Source organism: Rossellomorea sp. DA94, from assembly GCF_029834455.1.
Classification (GTDB): Bacteria; Bacillota; Bacilli; order Bacillales; family Bacillaceae_B; genus Rossellomorea; species Rossellomorea vietnamensis.
Window position 1 is genome coordinate 2107523 of sequence record NZ_CP122397.1, and the last position, 17494, is coordinate 2125016.

The window sequence follows — 17494 nt, forward strand, 5'->3', positions numbered from 1 at the left end:
TACAATAATAAGCGTGATGATAAGTATACGAAGTTTTATAAGGCAAAGGAATGGAGAGCAGTACGTGAGACAGTGAAACAGATGAGTTCAAATTTATGCTGTAGGTGTTTAGCTAATAAGAAGATAACTGCAGCTAAGATATGTGATCATATTGTGCCATTGCGAATCGATTGGAGCTTGAGATTGACGATATCAAACCTGCAGATGCTCTGTTTGAGTTGCCATAATCAAAAGTCTTTTGAAGATAAAAGGAATTATGGATAGGGGGGTGCGTAAAAAACTATTTAATTTTTACTCTGTGAACGAACGCCCACTTTTCTCACGCAAAAACTCCCTACGAAAAAATTCTGAAAACTAAGGAAGGAGGGCAAATCATGGCAGGACAGCGACAACCTGTTGATCTAATTTTACATAAAGGAAAAAAGAATCTGACTAAGCAGGAAATAGAGGATCGGAGAGCACAGGAAATAAAAGCACCGAGCGATAATATTGAGCCTCCTTCCTATTTGAACACAAAGAGATTAAAAGAAAAATTTAATGAACTTGCAAGCGAGCTAACTGGTATCGAAATAATGTCCAACTTGGATATAGATGCCTTAGCTCGTTTTGTTTTATCTCAAAAGATGTATGAAGATATTACTAAACAATTGCTGAAACTGAAACCAATAATTATTGAAGAAGATGGTTCGATTTATGAAAATGGTGCTTATTCTAAGACTCTTATTAATCAGGATAAATTGTTTAAACAATGTAGACAAGCAGCAAGTGATTTAGGATTAACTATCTCATCAAGGTGTAAATTAGTTGTTCCAAACAATTCAAATAAAGATGACGCTCCACCAAGTAAGTGGGATAAGTTTCTATGATTTTTGATAGAGCAACACAGTACGCTAAAGATGTAGTTGAAGGTAAGAAAGTTGCAGGAAATTTAGAAATATTAGCCTGTAAACGTCATCTGAATGACTTAGAGCGTCAAGGAACAGATGAATTTCCTTATATCTGGAGCGTGGAGAAAGCTAATCACATAATTGACTTTGCTGAATCCCTAACCTTAGCTGAGGGAGAAGAACCAGCACCAATGAAATTATATCCGTTTCAATGCTTTATCTTTGGCTCATGGAACGGCTGGTTAACCTTAGAAGGACATAGAAGATTCCGGACTAGCTATGTTCAGGTAGCAAGACAAAACGGTAAATCTGTAGGTAATGCAGTTCCGTCAATGTACTATGGTAATTTCGCTGGCTATCAATACCCACAGGTTTATGCAACTGCTACAAAAGAATTACAAGCAAAAATTGTTGTGAAAGAATGCTATAAGTTCATCAATGCTGATGAAGAGTTATGCGGCACAAAGACAAGAAAAGGCTTGTTCACTATTAAAGATTACAAATCTGAAATTGAATGTAACTTAACAACTGGATTAATTAAAGCACTTGGACGAGATACTGATTCAATTGATGGGTTCAGACCTTATTTCGGTTCGGTCGATGAATATCACAAGCACAAAACAAACCAGATGTACAAATTACTTACTGGTGGAATGAAGAAATTAAAATCAGGTCTAGTGAGCGTTATTACAACTGCTGGCTTTGAATTAAATAGCCCCTGTAAAGAGCTTTATGACTTCTGTGTACAGATACTTCATGGTGTTTCAGTGGATGAAACTCAATTTATTTTTATTGCTCAATTAGATAAAGATGATGACCCATTCGATGAAAAGGTTTGGGAAAAGGCAAATCCCTTATGGACACCAGAAACGTTAACAAGCCTTAGAGCAGATGCAGTAAAAGCACAAGATATGGGCGGAGAAGAATTAAAAGACTTCTTAACTAAGTCATTAAATATATGGGTGCAATTTTCTGATGATCAATATATAGACATGGAGAAATGGAAAGAGTGTGAATCTGATAAAACATTAGAAGATATGCGTGGTAAAAAGGCTTGGGCAGGTTTGGATTTAAGTTCAGGTGGAGATTTAACAAGCTTAAGTTTAGTTTTTCCATATTACAATAATGAGGGAAATAAAAAATACTTCGTTCATTCACATTCCTTTATGCCGAAGTTAACAGTCCAGGAACACATAAAAACAGATCGTGCTCCTTATGATATGTGGATTAGAGAGAAGTTAATTACAGTCACTGAAACACTAAGTGGAATCAAAACAGATTATAAGTACATAATCCAGTATTTGAAGAACTTGATTTCTGAGTATGACATTGATTTACAAGTGATTTGTTATGATCCTCATAATGCAAGTGCATTCTTATATGATTTAGAGGATTTAGGGTATGATTCTATACCAATTACACAGACTGCAAAGAGTTTAAATGATGCAACAGTCGATTTTAGACTAGAAGTTAAAGCTGGAAATGTTGAGTATGATAAACGAAATAAACTTCTAACTTGGTCTGTTGTAAATGCGAAAACTGTTTCTAATTCATACGGAGAAATTAAGGTTAATAAAGATTTAAAACAGAAACGAATTGATCCAGTTGATGCAGTTATTGATGCATGGAAGGCTGCTATGCAGGAAGAACTAGATCTAAATCAATACATCACAGATGAATATCTAGACAAACTAGGTTGGTAGATCAGGAGGGAGGTGACTATATGGGATTTATGGACAAAATGAAAAACGCATTCAAGCCTAATAACTCTTATTCATTAAATTCAGATGAGGTATTTAGGATGCTTGGGATTCCCACTGATGTATCAGGTAGTAAGTTAGGTGAAATCACTTATTTTACATGTTTACGTTTGCTCAGTGAGAGTTTGGCTAAATTACCTTTGAAATTGTACCAAGATACATCTCAAGGGACAGTAAAAGTAATGAATCACCCTTTATATCCATTATTAAAGCGACCTAATCCATATATGACAGCAAGTAATTTTTGGTCATCTGTAGAGATTAATCGAAATCACTATGGAAATGCTTATGTTTTAGTGGATGCAAACAGGTCAGGAATTAAAAATTTATGGATATTACCGAGTGATCAAGTACAAATTTGGGTAGATGATGGTGGGATATTTAGCAAAAAGAATGCTATTTGGTATCTATATACTGACAAAAAGTCAGGCAAAGTGTACAAATATAGGCATGATGAGATCCTGCACTTCAAAACATCAGTATCATTAGATGGAATTAGCGGCTTATCTGTCAAGGGTATCCTGAAGATACCGATTGAGAATGCTCAAAGGAATTCTAGTTATCTAAATAATTATTACAAGAATGGATTAATGGGTAAAGCGGTTGTTTACTACTCAGGTGAACTTGACAATAAAGCAGCACGTAAAATGACCGAGAGGATTGAAGATTTCGCAAGCGGAACAGACAAAGCCGGAAAAATTGTGCCTCTACCTGTTGGATTTCAATTGCAACCACTAAATATTAATATGACGGATGCTCAGTTCCTTGAGATTACAAAGCATACAGCCTTACAAATTGCTGGGGCTTTCGGTATTAAGCCTTCCATGATAAACAATTATGATAAGGGTAACTATGCAAATGTTGAGACTCAGCAGAGAGATTTCTATGTAAATACATTATTATATAATCTCAAATCATATGAGGAAGAGATTTCATACAAGCTACTCTCTAATGATGAAATTAACAATGGATTTAAGCTCAAATGGAATGTGAATGGAATACTGAGGGCTGACTTCAAGACTCAATCTGAGGGTATTTCACGTTATGTTAGTACTGGTATTCTAACACCTAATGAAGGAAGGGAAATGCTTGATATGCCGTTTGAAGAGTTTGGAGATAAGCTTATTGTCAATGGTACATACATAAAACTTGAAGATGTAGGTAAGCAATACGGTGTAGATACGTCGAAAGGTGGTGATGAGAATGGATTGGATGAAGGTTAAAAACCAGAGTGATAACTCAGCAGATCTTTATTTTTATGGAGACATTGTGAGTGATTGGTATGGAGCGTGGGATGATTCTGATCAATATCCAGAGAACATAAGGAATTTTCTTGATGGTGTGAAAGGTAAGGATTTGAATATCTACATCAATAGTGGTGGAGGATCAGTGTTTGCAGGTATCGCCATTTATAATATGCTTAAGCGTCATCAAGGACATAAACGAGTGATTGTAGATGGATTGAGTGCTTCTATTGCTTCAGTGATTATGCTTGCAGGTGATGAAGTAGTCGTACCGTCAAACGCTTTTGTTATGATACATAAACCTTGGAATGGAATGATGGGTAATTCAAATGACTTCAGGAAAATGGCTGATGATCTTGATGCAATTGAAGAGGGAATTATTAATGTCTATGCAGAAAATCTTAAAGATGGTGTGGATATTGAAACCGTTCGTCAAATGGTTCAAGATGAAACTTGGCTTAATGGTAAGGAAGCAGCAAACTATTTCAACATCACGGTAGGTGAAGAGAATAAAGCGGTAGCCTACGTATCTGATAAATTGAATGAGTTTAAAAATACACCTCAATCAGTTTTAGAACAGGAAAAAGAAGCAGAGAAACAAGAAGAAGATCGACTAATACAAAATAAAATTAAGGCACTGGAATTAGAACTAGAGTTAATCTAAGTTCTTTTTTTGTGTCCAAAATCAGGAGGAATATTAAAATGCCAAAAGAATTACGTGAACTACTTAATAAAATCAACGAGAAGAAGACAGAAGCTAAGAATCTTCTAGGTGAAAAGAAACTAGATGAAGCACAAGCACTAACCAATGAAATTAAAGATATGCAGAAAGAATTTGATATCGCATCTGCCCTTTACGAGGAGGAAAAAGAAATGGTTAAGCAAGTTGAAAACAAAGGTGGAGACATCGATTCTGTAAAAGCTTTCTACAAAGCATTACGTGGTGAGTCTCTAACTGAAGCTGAAAACGCAATGTTAACAGGTGGAGCGAATGGTGAAGACCTAATCGTACCAAAAGATATCCAAACACAAATTAACGAGCTTCGAAGACAGTACAAGTCTGCTCGTTCTGTTGTAGGTTACTACCCAACATCTACTCTAACTGGATCTTTCGTTTATGAGGATGCTTCAACAGTTACTGAACTGTCTAACTTTACTGATGGTGCAGACATTGGAGAATCTAACGAACCTAAATTTGTGAATGTGTCTTACTCAATTAAGGACTATGGTGCTACATTACCAATTTCTAATCGTCTTCTTCAAAATGAAGATGGTGGACTTGTACCTTACCTTGGACAATGGTTCAACCGTAAAGCAATCCGTACTGAGAATGGGAAAATCTTTGCTCAATTGAAATCAGGTAAGACTGCAAAGGCACTAGCTGATTGGAAAGCACTGAAGAAATCCTTGAATGTAGACTTAGACCCAGCATTTGTTGATGTAAAAATCGTTACTAACCAAGATGGATTTGATGTTCTGGATGCAGCAGAAGATAATCAGGGGCGTCCAATCCTTCAACCTAACCCAGTTAACCCAACTCAGAAAATGTTCAACGGACATCCAATTGAAGTATTCTCAAACACTGAGCTTCCTACAACTGGAACAACTACTAAGAAAGCACCTATTTTCTATGGTAGCACTCAAGATGGTATAACTTTTGTTGATCGTAACCAATTAAAGATTGATGCTTCTGAGCATGCAGCATTCAAGAAGAACCAAACGCTTATGCGTGTAATTGAGCAATTCGATGTTATTGATGCAGATAAAGCAAGCTATGTGTTTGGTGAGCTTACAGTCGTTTAATTAAGGAGTTGATTCCTTATGTCACAGGAATTATTAAATGAAACAAAAGAATATTTACGAATTGAAGTAGATTACACTGAGGAAGATCCTTTCCTCAGTAATCTAATTCTTGCAGCTAAAGAATATGTGAAAAATGCTACATCTGTAGTGGTGGATGACTCTAATGGTCTTCATAGGTTAGCAATTTTCATTTTAATTAGTCATTGGTATGAGAATCGTGAAGCGGTAAGTACCGGAAGTGTCTCGAAGAATCTAGAGTTTAGTTTGAAGAGTATTTTGCTTCAGATTGAAAACTGTTATTCGGGTGATGTGCTATGAATCCAGGGCGCTTTGATAAACGTATCACATTCCAAAAGTATGATGAGAATGCAGTCAATGAAAATGGTTTTCCTGTTGATGAATCAGAGCGTTACTCAGATGTTAAAACGGTATGGGCTATGATCAGGACGCTTAAAGGGTCAGAATTTCAACAGTCCAATACTACAAAGGCTGAAATGACATCCAGATTTGTTATTAGGTATAGTGCTGGAAATGGATTAGATTCTGATATGCGTATTTTACATAAGGGTAAGAAGTACGAGATTGTGTCTCCTTTGATTAATGACGATGAAAAGAATGTCACTCTAACTATTGTTGCAAAGGAGGTAGTGTGATGGATTTTCAGTTTGATGGATTACAAGAAATCATGAGAAGAATCGAATCAATAGGCAATAATCAACAAGCTAAAGAAAAGGCACTTGATGCAGGAGCTGAGCACTTCAAGAGAAAGTTATCGGCAAATACTGTTCGAAGTAATATCAATCATCAACATGCGGCTGATAATGTGGTCATTGATAAAGAAGGAAATCACAGGGAAGTTGGATATGATAAAGATCATTATTACATGAAGTTTTCCGAATTCGGTACTTCAAAGATGAGTCCTAAACCAGTAATCAGTCCCACCTTTGAAAATGAAGTTGATAAAACTGAAGAAGCTATGGCAGAAGTTCTCAGAAGAGAGCTTGGACTATGAGTATTAATCCAATAATTATCAATAATTTAAAAGGCTTTGCTCCCACATCATTTCAGAAATATACAGGAAAAGCCGATACTTACATAACCTTTTTTGAGTACAATCAGGGGTCAGCCCTTAATGCTGATGATGATGAGCAGATAACGAGACATTCAATTCAAGTAGATATTTGGTCAAAAGGTGATTACACACAATTGACTAATCAAGTGAAAGATAAATTAAAGCAATTGGGATTTACAAAAATTTATGAAACAGAAATGTATGAGGAAGCGGAAAGTGTGATTACTTATCACAAATTACTTCGCTTCTTTTACTTTTCAAGAAACTAGGAGGAATTATTTATGAGTTATGCAATCGGTTTACGTGATTTACATTTTGCTAAAGGTATGGCAGATGGAGAGTACGATGTTCCTAAGAAATTAAGTGATGCAATTACAGCAACAATCACTCCAAACTATACGGTTACAACTTTATATGGAGATGATCGAGCGGTAGCTGTGGCAAATGCATTAGGAGATATTGATATCCAAATTAATACTACAGATTTAACACCTGAAGATTATGATTTGCTAATGGGTACAACGAAAAATGCTGATGGAGTAATTGAGGATAGTGTGGACGATGTAGCACCCTATGGGGCGTTATCATTCCGTTTACCTTTAGAGAATGGTGGTTTTAAATACTATACGTACTTCAAAGGTAGATTCCAACCACCGGGTAGCACACACAACACTAAAGGTGGAAGTGTGGAATTCCAAACACCAACTATCTCAGGGAAATTTATGGCACGAGAAGATGGGAAATGGAGAGCGCACGTAGTTGATGCAGATGGATCAAGTGCAGTAGCGGCAGCATGGTTTGATTCTGTTTACAAACCAACACCAGAAGTCTAACACATAAGGCATTCAATCTAGAGGCGGCTAAAACCGTCTCTTTTAATTTTTAAAGGAGGATTTTTATGAAGAAAATTACATTACTAATTGATGGTGAAAATAAAGATTTTACAGTTCCATTTATTAATGGAATGGTATGGAGAAAATTTATTGAGATGAAAGCAAGAATGGACATGGATAATTTAGATCCTGAAGAGGTAGACGAGTTAGTTGATTTAGTTGTATTTGCATATGGTGGTAAATTCTCTCGTGAGCAAGTCTACATGGGTGTTCCACAAGATAAAGTGCTATTAACTATTGATGAATTATTTGCACCTTCGGATTCCCCTGATGAAGAGGGAAACGGAAAAAAGTAACCTATAAAGAAATGGATGAAATGAATAAGTCTACATGGAAAAATCTCATGAAACAGGGTTATAAGCTTCATGAGATTGATGCTATGGATATCTTTTATTTGTTTGATTTATTTTCCGAAGAGGAGAAGAAAACGATTGTATATGCTGAACAAGTACCGTGGTTATAGGAGGTGTAAAACATGAATAGATTAGGTGACTTATCTGTAAGAGTATCGATGGATGCCACTAATATTAACCGATCGACCGATCAAGTTCAACGTAACTTAAGAACTCTTGGTGGAGAAATGGCAATCATTCGAAATAGAGGGAAAGAATGGGGGAATTCTCTAGAGGGGTTATCTGAAAAGCAGAGAGTATTGACGAATATCCTTCGCCTACAAGAGGTTAAGGTTCAAAAAGCAGCAGAAAAACATCGAGAATTGGTTAGAGAACATGGTGAAGGATCTGTTCAAGCCCAAAGGCAAGCAGCGGCATTAAACAGATTGATTGCTCAATATACAAGAACTGAAACTGAGTTATCTGGAGTAAATGAAGCGTTGAATAGACACCAACGTGAACTGGATGAAGCAGAAGACTCCTACAGAAGATTTGAGAGGACAGCCAATAGATTAGGTGGTTCATTACAAGACGTAGGCTCAAAAATGAAGGATACTGGTCAAAGTTTAACCACTGGAGTCACTTTGCCACTTCTTGGATTTGCTACTGCAGCAGGTAAGGTGGCATTAGATTTTGATAAATCAGCAGGTTCGATTCAATCAGAATTAGGTGTATCAAAAAAGCGTGCTGAAGAACTTCACTCTACTGCTAAAGAGTTATGGGAAGATGGTTTTGGTGAGAGTCTTCAAGATGTTTCACGAAACATTGCAGGTGTCACAAAAAGTCTTGGTGATTTAAATAAGGCTGATTTGTCTTATGTAACCAAGGGGCTTGATTTATTCGAGTCAAAAGGTTGGGGAGATCAACAAGAAGCGTTAAGAGCACTCAAAGTATTAATGGAGAAGTTTGGTCTGTCTGCAAAAGAAGCAACAGATTACATAACAAGAGGATTTCAAGAAAACTTGGATTTCAGTGGAGAATTCTTGGATTCAATCTCTGAATACGCAGGATATTATTCTGAGATAGGTCTATCTGCTGACGATATGTTTGCAAAGTTCAAATCTGGTGCGGAATCAGGCGTTTTCCAAATGGATAAGATCGGTGACTCTATGAAGGAATTCACGCTAAGAGCGAAGGATGGCTCGAAGACCAGTACAGAAGCATTTGAAGCACTGGGACTTAACGCTAAAGAAATGACCAAGCAGTTTAATGAGGGCGGAGAAAAAGGTAAGAAAGCTTTTGAAAAGGTTGTCAAAGCTCTCCAAAGTACAGATGACGAAACTGTAAGGAATACAGTATCTGCAGGTCTCTTCGGCACACAATACGAAGATTTAGGTGAAAAAGCCTTCGATGCAATGTTAGCAACTACAGATGGTTTAAAAGATGTAGAAGGAGCCACAAAGAAAACAAGTGATGCAGTCAGAGATAACTTTGGTACTAGAGCAACTAAGGTATGGAGAGAGTTTCAAAAAGATTTAGAACCTGTTGGCGAGACTTTACTCGATATCGCTGAAGATGTACTGCCGAAAGTTGCTGATACAGTAGAAGACCTAACAGATGCATTTAATGATTTGAGTCCAGAAGGGAAGAAAGTGGCTTTATCAGTTGCGGGAATAGCAGCGGCAGCAGGACCAACATTGGTGGGATTAGGATTTCTAAGTAAAGGAATAGGATCAGTCATAAAAATAACGACGCCTCTATTGTCTACTTTAGGAAGAGGTGCAGGATTAACTGGCGTCCTAACAAGAATTCCCGGACCAATTGGATTAGTTGCTGGCGGTTTAGCTTTGGCAACAACTGCATTTATAGGAATTAAGGAAGCTACCGAGAAGGCTAAAGAGGTTAACTTAGAATATGCTGAAACACTGATTAAGCAAAAGAATTCACTTGAGGGACTTGCTTCGAAATATGATGTATTGAGAGATAAGAATCAACTTTCCAATGATGAACTATTGAGGTTCAGAGATATTCAGAGTGAATTAGATTTAGCCACATCTGCTGATGAAATTAATAAACTGACTCAAGAAGCTGATGGTTTAAGGGAAAAGTCAGGTTTAAGTAACGATGAAATGAGTGAAATGCTTAAACTGAATGATGACATCATTAAACTTACTCCTGATGTTAAGAAATCCTTCTCTGATCGTGGTCAAGCTATTATTGAAAGTAAGGGTGCAATTGACGAGGTGAATGGTGCACTTGCTGAAAGTATCCGTCTTGAATTAGAGAATCAAAAGATTAAAAACGAAGCTAATATGGACGAGAATATTCGTAACTACATAAAAGCAATTGATGAGTTGAAAGAGAAAGAACAAGAGAGAAATGAAGCAGTACAGTTACGTGATGAAATTGAACAAAGTATCTTCGATCTTAAGTTAAAGAGACAAAAAGAACTGAGTGAAGGTGACGAACGTGCTGCTGTAGCAACTGAATTAGAAATTGAGAGACAGGAAGCAGTGTTATCAGGGCAAAATCAACAAGTTTCTAAGTTAACAGATAAGGTAACAAAGCAACAAGAATCTGTTTCTGAAACTCAAAAAGAGATTGATAAGACGGTAGAATTATACGATAAAATGATTGATCTCCAACTAGCTCAAGTTGGTATTAATGAACATGGTGAAAAGGGTATTGCTCAACTGGATAGCTCGATTGCTAAAACCCAAGGCAAAATAAATAATCTTCTTCTCATTAAGGAAGCACAGGGTGGACTTAATGCAAAGCAAGAAGAAGAGTTGAAAAATTTAAGTGCTGCTCTTGGTCAATATCAAAACGCTAAAGGCGAAATTATTGATATGCAGGGTGAACAATCTGAAGTCAATCGAAGGATAGATGAAGGTACAGGAAAGGCTAAAGAGCTTACTAAAGAAGCAGGTAAAGGTGTCACTAAAGAAGTGGACATTGATGATAAAGGTGGAGCTAAGAAACTACATAAGGAATCAGAAAAAGGTGCTCACAAAAACGTCAAGATTGATGATAATGGAGGCAATAATAAGATCCAAAAGGATGCTGAAAAGAAAGCAACCAAAGGTGTTAAATTGTCTTTATTAAATACATTGGCGAGCTTAGTACCTAGTTCAGTTAGTGTTGGTGTCAAATTGTTAAGTAAGATACCGGGATTTGCTACAGGTACACGAAATGCTCCTGAAGGGATGGCACTGGTTGGAGAGAATGGACCTGAGCTAGTACATCTCAACAAAGGTGCAAAAGTAATACCTAATGCTCAAACTGAGGCAATCCTTCGTAATTGGAATATCCCAATGCTTGCTAAAGGTGGAATAACATTATCATCAGGTATGGCTTATGTGGGGGAACGTGGTAAAGAATTGATCGATATGAGAGGGGCTAGTACTTCTCCTTTGTCCTCAAATACCAACACTAATCAAAATAATTTCAACCATCAACAACCTATTATTGTTGAACCACGTATATATTTTGATAATCGTGAGATTGCTAGAGGTCAATATAAATTAATTACAGAATTTCAAGAAAGGGCGAAGGGGTGAATGAATCAATTAACTTTTAATGGTGAATCAAGACAGTACCTTCAAGTTTTAAAAGGAAGTAATCGACCTTCTTGGGCACCAAGAGAAATTGAGTGGATAGATATCCCCGGTCGAGCGGGTTCCTTAGTATCGAAAGTTAAGACAAAAGTGAAAGTATACAATATCCCTGTACTTATTAATGGAAATAGCATTTCTCACTTACAACAACTTAAAGAAGATTTAGCTGATTGGTTATTGCATGAAGAGCCAAAAGAATTAATCTTTGACGATGAGCCTGATAGAGTAATGTATGCAATAGTTGAAGGGAGTTTTGATCCTGAAGAGATTGTGAATTATGGGAAAGGAGTTATTACGTTTATTATTCCGGACTCCTATAAGTATGGGCCAGAGCGAATTGGAACTATCTCCAATGATGCTGGGTACATCGATTATAATGGGACGGCAGAAACAAAGCCAACCTTCTCATTCGATGTCCTCGCCCCTATTACTCACTTGGATATTGTAGGAGACAATGGATATATGCGTATCGGTGACCCTTATACTGTCGAGGAAACCCCATTTGAGCCGGAGACGATCATCCTAAATGACAACATGAGTACTTTAACGGGCTGGGGTCCTGCAAGTTCGGTTGATGGGGGAATAGTGGCAGGTCAAATGAGTGTACTAAACAGTAATGACTTCATCGCTTCTGATTATGGAAATGGTTCGGCATGGCACGGACCATCAGTCAAAAAATCTCTTCCACAACAGTTACAGGATTTTAAAGTAGAATGCTACTTTCGTCAGGCAGCATACGTAAATCCGAAAGACACAGGCAGAGTGGAACTATATCTTTTGGATATAAACAATAATGTGATTGCTAAACTTGCGATGGCTGATGCATGGAAAAACATGCCGAAAAACCGTGCGGAAGTCCGGTTAGGTGACACTTCCAATAATAACTACATGATTAATACTTCCGGTGAAACGGATACATGGTGGAACAACTTTCAAGGTGTTGTTCGCCTTGAGAGAATTGGGACCAAGTTTTTTGCTTATGTAGCTAATATCACGAGAGATTCAGCCAGTAAGCACTTTCGTATTTGGCATACAGGATTTGATGATCTAGACAAGAAGTTTCAAGGGAAAGTCGCACAAGTGCAACTGCACTTAGGATGTTATGGTACGGACTCAGCTCCCTCGCAAGCCTTTCAACGAATCAAAGTATCTAAGGTGAATCAGCCTGCAAGCAAGGAAGTTCCCTATATCGCACTACAAGGAGACAAGATTGATATCGACTTCAAAAAAAGTGAGATTTTAATAAATGGTGAAGAGAGGAAAGACCTAAAAGATTTTGGGGCTTCTTTTTTTACGTTTAAAAAGGGACGAAACAATCTTTTTATCTTACCTGAAGGAAAAGTGTCTACCAATTTAACATGGAGGGAGGCATTTAAATGATACATGTGCTTGATTATCAAACGGATAAAGTATTAGATTGGTTGGATAATAGTGAAAATAAAATATTTTGGGGAGACAAACATTCCATCAACCTCAAAGAAAATAAAGAGAAATTTGATTTCATCATGCCCTCCAACGTTCCTGCAGCTGAACATTTCAGCAAACAGAATCGTGTGATCATTCCGGATGAAGACGGATATCTCCGAGAGTTTATCATTACAGAAGTATACCAAACTAGCAAAGAAAAAGAAATGTACACAAGTGCCTCCTATTTAGAGCTGAATAAATTGAAAATAATTGATCCTATTGTGTTACAAGGACAGACGGTCAATACTTCTCTTGACTTCGCTTTGGATTTAACGGGATGGGAACGAGGCGAAACAGAGTATGCAGGTACTCGGACTCTTACGTTTGATACTCATACAAGGGGATTGGATGCCCTTCGCTATATTGCTAGTCAATTTGGTCTGGAACTTCGTTTCCGAATCGTGAAAAAATCGGGTCGTGTTATTGGTCGATATGTAGATCTTATCAACCGGGTGGGTGTTGAAAGTAAGAAGGAAATCGAACTTGGCAAGGATCTTATCGGTGTCAAGCGTAGAGAAGTCAGCTCCAACCTTATCACTGGATTAATTGGTTTGGGTCAAGAGCAATCCGATGGCACCCGGTTGATCGTTAGGGTAGAAGATAAAGACGCTCTTCAACGTTGGGGAAAAGACGGTCGTCATTTGTGGGATATTTATGAGCCAACTTCATTAGATGAAAATCTTAATGACCAGATACTAAGAGATTTGACCAGAGTCGAACTAGACAAGCGTATCAATACGACCGTAGAGTATGAAGCGGATGCGGCAAGCATCGAGCACATCTTCGGGTACGAACATGAAAAGGTTCGGATTGGCGATACCAATCGAATTAAGGATACTAGTTGGGTGCCTCCACTCTACTTGGATGCCAGAATCATATCAGTGGAACGATCCATATCAGATCCCAGCCAGAAGACCTTTGTGTTAGGTGATTTCATCGAATACAAAGAAGAAGATGTCATGAAGGCATTCCGACTTCTAAAAACATTGGTGGCTCAGAAGGCTGCAGCCGAAGACATTCAAGCTGTAAAAGAATATGTGGATCAACAAGATTCTTCCTTATTCGATGATGCGACCTACTATGCTGATCAGGTATCAGCCACGGCTGAAGAAGAAGCGAAAAAGTATGCAGACGGTTTAAAGACAAGCGTGGATGGTGACATTACGGCATTAAAGAGTCAGGTTAACAGCTTAGATACTTACGTGGACGGTTCATTTAAGGACGGTCTTGTATCAGAGGCTGAGGCTAAAGCCATCAAGCAACATCTGAATTCACTATCAGTGGAAAAAGGTGATGTGGATTCACGTTTCCTGGTTGTATATTATAATCCTCATTTAGCCGGAACAGAAAAGGCGGACCTCCTATCTAAGAAAGGCTCTTTTGATACGGCATACACAAACTTGGTGAACTCCATCAATGCAACCATATCGGATGGCAAAGCCACTTCAACCGAAGTCAGTGATGTTAACAGTAAATTTACGGCTTACAACATAGCCATTCAAAATGTTGCTACTTCATTTGAGAATGCCATAGATAAGATAGCTCAAGACAAGGCAAATACTGCTGAGAGCAGGGCAAAAGAATACGCTGATACATTGAAGAAATCCATCGATGGAGACATTGCATCCGTGCGTACAGACTTGACAGAACTGGACAATTACGTTGACGGATCATTTCAAGATTCGGTGATCTCACAAGCTGAAGCAAAATCCATTGAGAAGTATATTAATTCCTTAAGCACGGAGAAATCTGATCTCGATACCCGGTACACTGAAATCTATAACAATACGAGTTTATCAACCTTATCTAAGATTAACCTTTCTTCAGCGAAGTCAGCTTATGATACCAGCCATAATAATCTTATCAGCGCTATTAATGCAGCGATTGCAGATGGCAAAACAATGCCTTCCGAAAAGAGTAACGTGGATGTTAAGTTTGCTGATTACAAATCGAAGTTGAGTAGTCTAGGGAAAAGGTTTGAAGAGGCAGTTGATAATATTGCTCAGGCGAAAGTAGACGCTGTAAAAAACATCGCTTTAGTTGATCGAGGTAATGTACCTTACGGTGACTGGAATTCCATTAAGACCATTGGAATATACCGTGTCGGTAATTTAGATCCTTCTACTCCAAACTTTCCGGGAGGGACTTATAATTATGGAACGCTAAAGGTAGAGAAAAGTGGAGGGACTTCAATTACACAAACGTACACTCCTCACCGCATGGAAAACTTAACAGGCGCCTGGATGCGTATTACATGGGATGGTACAGATTCACAGTGGTCTCAGTGGAAGACAATCGAAACTGCGGCAGCTTCTCAAGCGAAAGCAGATAAAGCTAAAAGTGATGCTATCTCTGCGGCTTCAACGGATGCGACTAACAAAGCAAACGCAATCAAGGATTATTACAGTTATGTGGACACCTGGAAAGCAACGGGTACAACGGAGATAGACGGTGGAAGAATCAAAACGCAATCCATATTCGCCAAACAAATGATGTTAGCAGATTTCACGAACCTTTGTGAGAATCCTGACTTTGAGTTAGATGCTATTAACTCCGTACCGAGGGGGTACAGTGTAGCCACTGACGGGGTTAAGGTTGCCGATTGTAGCGGTTGGGCTAACGGAAATGGGTCAAGTAGATGTTTAGCGTTTCCTGCTCACAGTGATAGAAATGTTGATATATATGGTGAGAACCTTATACCTGTTACAGAAGGTCAAAAATTCTACCTCGAAGGAGAAGGAAGATTTAGCACCACTGCCGGAAATGGAATTGGAGCCGTTGGTTTTAGAACATACGATAAGAAGCGTCAAGCCATTAATTCGTGGCATAAAGTGGCTCAATGGATTGATAAGCCTACATCATTCACAAAAAGGGATGGAGTATTTACAGTTCCGAGTGGTGTCGGGTATCTTCGGATATTCCTAACCTTCACCAATAATGGGGAAACTACGAATTCGTTCTATCTTGATAACATCCGCATACACCGTATGTCCAGCGCTGAACTCATTGTCGATGGAGCAATCACTGCTGAGAAGTTGAGTGTAACTAAATTATCGGCTATTACCTCTGATTTAGGAATCGTTGAGGCAGGGAAGTTAATTGCAGTGGATATCGAAGGTGCATATATCACTGGTATGCACGGCGACTTTAGTCAATTATCTGGAACAGAATTCTTTTCTACGAATGTAAGATCCAAACTTGTCGATTTACGTAATGAATATGGACTTTCCAATCTCCTTTTGTCTACAGGTTATGTGACAGGCGCCAGTGGAGGTACATGGTACAACACTGGAGAAGTGCGAATTTCCGGTGAGAGTGATTCCACCAACACAAGAAAGCTAATAGTAGAACATTCAAGCGGAACTTCGGGAGGGCTTTTAATCGATATCGGGGGTAGCCTCCAGACATCAGGTAACGTGTACTTCGGTGGTACTGATTTGAGATTGAACAGGGGTGACTCATCCAGAGGTAATACCGGTGAATCAAGGGCACTTGTTAAGGGGGTTGGCGGAAAGCTAATCATCAACTATGCAAGTGATTTCTACGGTGGAGTAGAAATAGGTGGAAATGTCACTACTATCGGAAGTGCTAAGGTAGATACAACAGGCGGTACTCCACGGTGGTCGAAAGATAATTCAAACTATATATACCAAAGCTCAGATAAAATCATGTTTTATCAAGGTGGAAGTGTTCGTCATGTATTTAATTTAGACGGAACTAAGAGTGGTGGATCTGTCGAAGTTGATGGCAGAAACCTTGGAATGTCTCCTATTGATAGTCCACAGGTGCTCCTTGAATACATCGAATTCGCGGTGCCTCTTAGTGAACAAGGGACGAAAATCTTCATCGATGAAACATACCTAAAGACGGTTGAACATTGGGCAGCCTTTCCAAATGTCGGGGAAATTATCGAGAAAGGAATTGACTACATCATCGTTAAAGGAACCGGGAACGCAGACATTCGCATTATAGGAGAACGTATTGGATTTAAAGGTATCTTCTATGCTGATTTAGATCAATTCACAGAGGAGGATATCACAAATGAGCTATTGGTTAACCAGGTCTCCTAGAAAAACCGTTGAGACAGTCAATGCTGAAGGTGTAGTCACTGGAATAATAGTAGGTTCAGAAGAACGGATTAATGAAGAATGGTTAAATACAAACAGTAGGGAAGAAGGTGAAATCATATGACGCAAAATCCCGTGAATATTGACTTAGTATTGGAGAACATGTCCAATCAAATCGCTAACCTTTCCAAAGAGAAGGCGGTTGTACAAGCATACTCAATTCAGCAGAAACAAGAAATTGATCAGTTGAAAGCTGAAATCCAACAGTTAAAGCAAGTGGTTGAAGAGAGTGATGAATCTTTAGATGAGATAGTATCATAGCTTATATAAAATATTACGTTTAATTATTTGA

At 38.3% G+C, this 17494-nt stretch carries 17 protein-coding genes; all 17 read left to right on the forward strand.

All coding sequences use genetic code 11. The features are described 5' to 3' along the window. The first annotated feature begins 81 nt into the window (after positions 1-81). The 17 genes from P8596_RS23895 (at position 82) to P8596_RS10980 (ending at position 17463) form a co-directional block, all read left to right on the forward strand. Complete coding sequence (locus P8596_RS23895; protein WP_481900339.1) at positions 82-264, forward strand: HNH endonuclease signature motif containing protein; 183 nt, start codon at positions 82-84, stop codon at positions 262-264. A 110-nt stretch (positions 265-374) separates the two neighbouring features. Beyond that, positions 375-866, forward strand: coding sequence for a phage terminase small subunit P27 family (locus P8596_RS10905; RefSeq protein WP_279726818.1), 492 nt, complete (start codon positions 375-377; stop codon positions 864-866). Next, positions 863-2590: a terminase large subunit gene (locus tag P8596_RS10910; RefSeq protein WP_279726819.1), complete on the forward strand. Its 1728-nt coding sequence runs from the start codon at positions 863-865 to the stop codon at positions 2588-2590. Before P8596_RS10905 ends, P8596_RS10910 begins: the two co-directional genes overlap by 4 nt. A 20-nt stretch (positions 2591-2610) precedes the next feature. Continuing rightward, positions 2611-3870: a phage portal protein gene (locus tag P8596_RS10915; protein ID WP_279726820.1), complete on the forward strand. Its 1260-nt coding sequence runs from the start codon at positions 2611-2613 to the stop codon at positions 3868-3870. Continuing rightward, on the forward strand, positions 3851-4555 hold the full coding sequence (locus P8596_RS10920; protein ID WP_279726821.1) for a head maturation protease, ClpP-related: 705 nt from the start codon (positions 3851-3853) through the stop codon (positions 4553-4555). The genes P8596_RS10915 and P8596_RS10920 overlap by 20 nt, the downstream gene beginning before the upstream one ends. A 38-nt stretch (positions 4556-4593) precedes the next feature. After that, positions 4594-5694 carry a phage major capsid protein gene (locus P8596_RS10925; RefSeq protein WP_279726823.1) on the forward strand — a complete coding sequence of 367 codons (1101 nt, stop codon included), beginning with the start codon at positions 4594-4596 and terminating at the stop codon, positions 5692-5694. A gap of 18 nt (positions 5695-5712) precedes the next feature. Next, positions 5713-6012, forward strand: a complete 300-nt coding sequence (locus tag P8596_RS10930; protein WP_279726824.1) for a head-tail connector protein — start codon at positions 5713-5715, stop codon at positions 6010-6012. Further along, positions 6009-6347: a phage head closure protein gene (locus P8596_RS10935; RefSeq protein ID WP_279726825.1), complete on the forward strand. Its 339-nt coding sequence runs from the start codon at positions 6009-6011 to the stop codon at positions 6345-6347. The genes P8596_RS10930 and P8596_RS10935 overlap by 4 nt, the downstream gene beginning before the upstream one ends. Beyond that, positions 6347-6706 (forward strand): HK97-gp10 family putative phage morphogenesis protein, encoded by a 360-nt coding sequence (locus P8596_RS10940; RefSeq protein WP_279726826.1) that lies wholly within the window; start codon positions 6347-6349, stop codon positions 6704-6706. The genes P8596_RS10935 and P8596_RS10940 overlap by 1 nt, the downstream gene beginning before the upstream one ends. Further along, positions 6703-7035 (forward strand): hypothetical protein, encoded by a 333-nt coding sequence (locus P8596_RS10945; RefSeq protein ID WP_279726828.1) that lies wholly within the window; start codon positions 6703-6705, stop codon positions 7033-7035. Before P8596_RS10940 ends, P8596_RS10945 begins: the two co-directional genes overlap by 4 nt. Positions 7036-7047: 12 nt before the next feature. Further along, positions 7048-7599, forward strand: a complete 552-nt coding sequence (locus P8596_RS10950) for a major tail protein (RefSeq protein WP_279726829.1) — start codon at positions 7048-7050, stop codon at positions 7597-7599. 65 nt (positions 7600-7664) lie between these two features. Further along, positions 7665-7955 carry a phage tail assembly chaperone G gene (gene gpG / locus P8596_RS10955; protein ID WP_279726830.1) on the forward strand — a complete coding sequence of 97 codons (291 nt, stop codon included), beginning with the start codon at positions 7665-7667 and terminating at the stop codon, positions 7953-7955. 179 nt (positions 7956-8134) lie between these two features. Next, the gene (locus tag P8596_RS10960; protein ID WP_279726831.1) at positions 8135-11551 is read left to right on the forward strand and encodes a phage tail tape measure protein; all 3417 of its coding nucleotides are present in this window, start codon (positions 8135-8137) and stop codon (positions 11549-11551) included. Further along, the gene (locus P8596_RS10965; protein WP_279726832.1) at positions 11552-12988 is read left to right on the forward strand and encodes a distal tail protein Dit; all 1437 of its coding nucleotides are present in this window, start codon (positions 11552-11554) and stop codon (positions 12986-12988) included. Continuing rightward, positions 12985-17145 (forward strand): phage tail spike protein, encoded by a 4161-nt coding sequence (locus P8596_RS10970; RefSeq protein WP_279726833.1) that lies wholly within the window; start codon positions 12985-12987, stop codon positions 17143-17145. Before P8596_RS10965 ends, P8596_RS10970 begins: the two co-directional genes overlap by 4 nt. After that, positions 17117-17266, forward strand: coding sequence for a hypothetical protein (locus P8596_RS10975; protein WP_279726835.1), 150 nt, complete (start codon positions 17117-17119; stop codon positions 17264-17266). The genes P8596_RS10970 and P8596_RS10975 overlap by 29 nt, the downstream gene beginning before the upstream one ends. Further along, a complete protein-coding gene (locus P8596_RS10980) occupies positions 17263-17463 on the forward strand; it encodes a hypothetical protein (RefSeq protein WP_279726836.1) in 201 nt (66 codons plus the stop codon). The genes P8596_RS10975 and P8596_RS10980 overlap by 4 nt, the downstream gene beginning before the upstream one ends. The last annotated feature ends 31 nt before the right edge of the window (positions 17464-17494 follow it).

What these genes read in the sequence shown, in the direction of transcription:
- P8596_RS10935 (WP_279726825.1), top strand. Translation starts at nt 6,009, where the DNA reads ATGAATCCAGGGCGCTTTGATAAACGTATCACATTCCAAAAGTATGAT.
- P8596_RS10945 (WP_279726828.1), top strand. Translation starts at nt 6,703, where the DNA reads ATGAGTATTAATCCAATAATTATCAATAATTTAAAAGGCTTTGCTCCC.
- P8596_RS10950 (WP_279726829.1), top strand. Translation starts at nt 7,048, where the DNA reads ATGAGTTATGCAATCGGTTTACGTGATTTACATTTTGCTAAAGGTATG.
- P8596_RS10910 (WP_279726819.1), top strand. Translation starts at nt 863, where the DNA reads ATGATTTTTGATAGAGCAACACAGTACGCTAAAGATGTAGTTGAAGGT.
- P8596_RS10970 (WP_279726833.1), top strand. Translation starts at nt 12,985, where the DNA reads ATGATACATGTGCTTGATTATCAAACGGATAAAGTATTAGATTGGTTG.
- P8596_RS10960 (WP_279726831.1), top strand. Translation starts at nt 8,135, where the DNA reads ATGAATAGATTAGGTGACTTATCTGTAAGAGTATCGATGGATGCCACT.
- P8596_RS10905 (WP_279726818.1), top strand. Translation starts at nt 375, where the DNA reads ATGGCAGGACAGCGACAACCTGTTGATCTAATTTTACATAAAGGAAAA.
- P8596_RS10940 (WP_279726826.1), top strand. Translation starts at nt 6,347, where the DNA reads ATGGATTTTCAGTTTGATGGATTACAAGAAATCATGAGAAGAATCGAA.
- gpG (WP_279726830.1), top strand. Translation starts at nt 7,665, where the DNA reads ATGAAGAAAATTACATTACTAATTGATGGTGAAAATAAAGATTTTACA.
- P8596_RS23895 (WP_481900339.1), top strand. Translation starts at nt 82, where the DNA reads ATGAGTTCAAATTTATGCTGTAGGTGTTTAGCTAATAAGAAGATAACT.
- P8596_RS10920 (WP_279726821.1), top strand. Translation starts at nt 3,851, where the DNA reads ATGGATTGGATGAAGGTTAAAAACCAGAGTGATAACTCAGCAGATCTT.
- P8596_RS10980 (WP_279726836.1), top strand. Translation starts at nt 17,263, where the DNA reads ATGACGCAAAATCCCGTGAATATTGACTTAGTATTGGAGAACATGTCC.
- P8596_RS10975 (WP_279726835.1), top strand. Translation starts at nt 17,117, where the DNA reads ATGAGCTATTGGTTAACCAGGTCTCCTAGAAAAACCGTTGAGACAGTC.
- P8596_RS10925 (WP_279726823.1), top strand. Translation starts at nt 4,594, where the DNA reads ATGCCAAAAGAATTACGTGAACTACTTAATAAAATCAACGAGAAGAAG.
- P8596_RS10965 (WP_279726832.1), top strand. Translation starts at nt 11,552, where the DNA reads ATGAATCAATTAACTTTTAATGGTGAATCAAGACAGTACCTTCAAGTT.
- P8596_RS10915 (WP_279726820.1), top strand. Translation starts at nt 2,611, where the DNA reads ATGGGATTTATGGACAAAATGAAAAACGCATTCAAGCCTAATAACTCT.
- P8596_RS10930 (WP_279726824.1), top strand. Translation starts at nt 5,713, where the DNA reads ATGTCACAGGAATTATTAAATGAAACAAAAGAATATTTACGAATTGAA.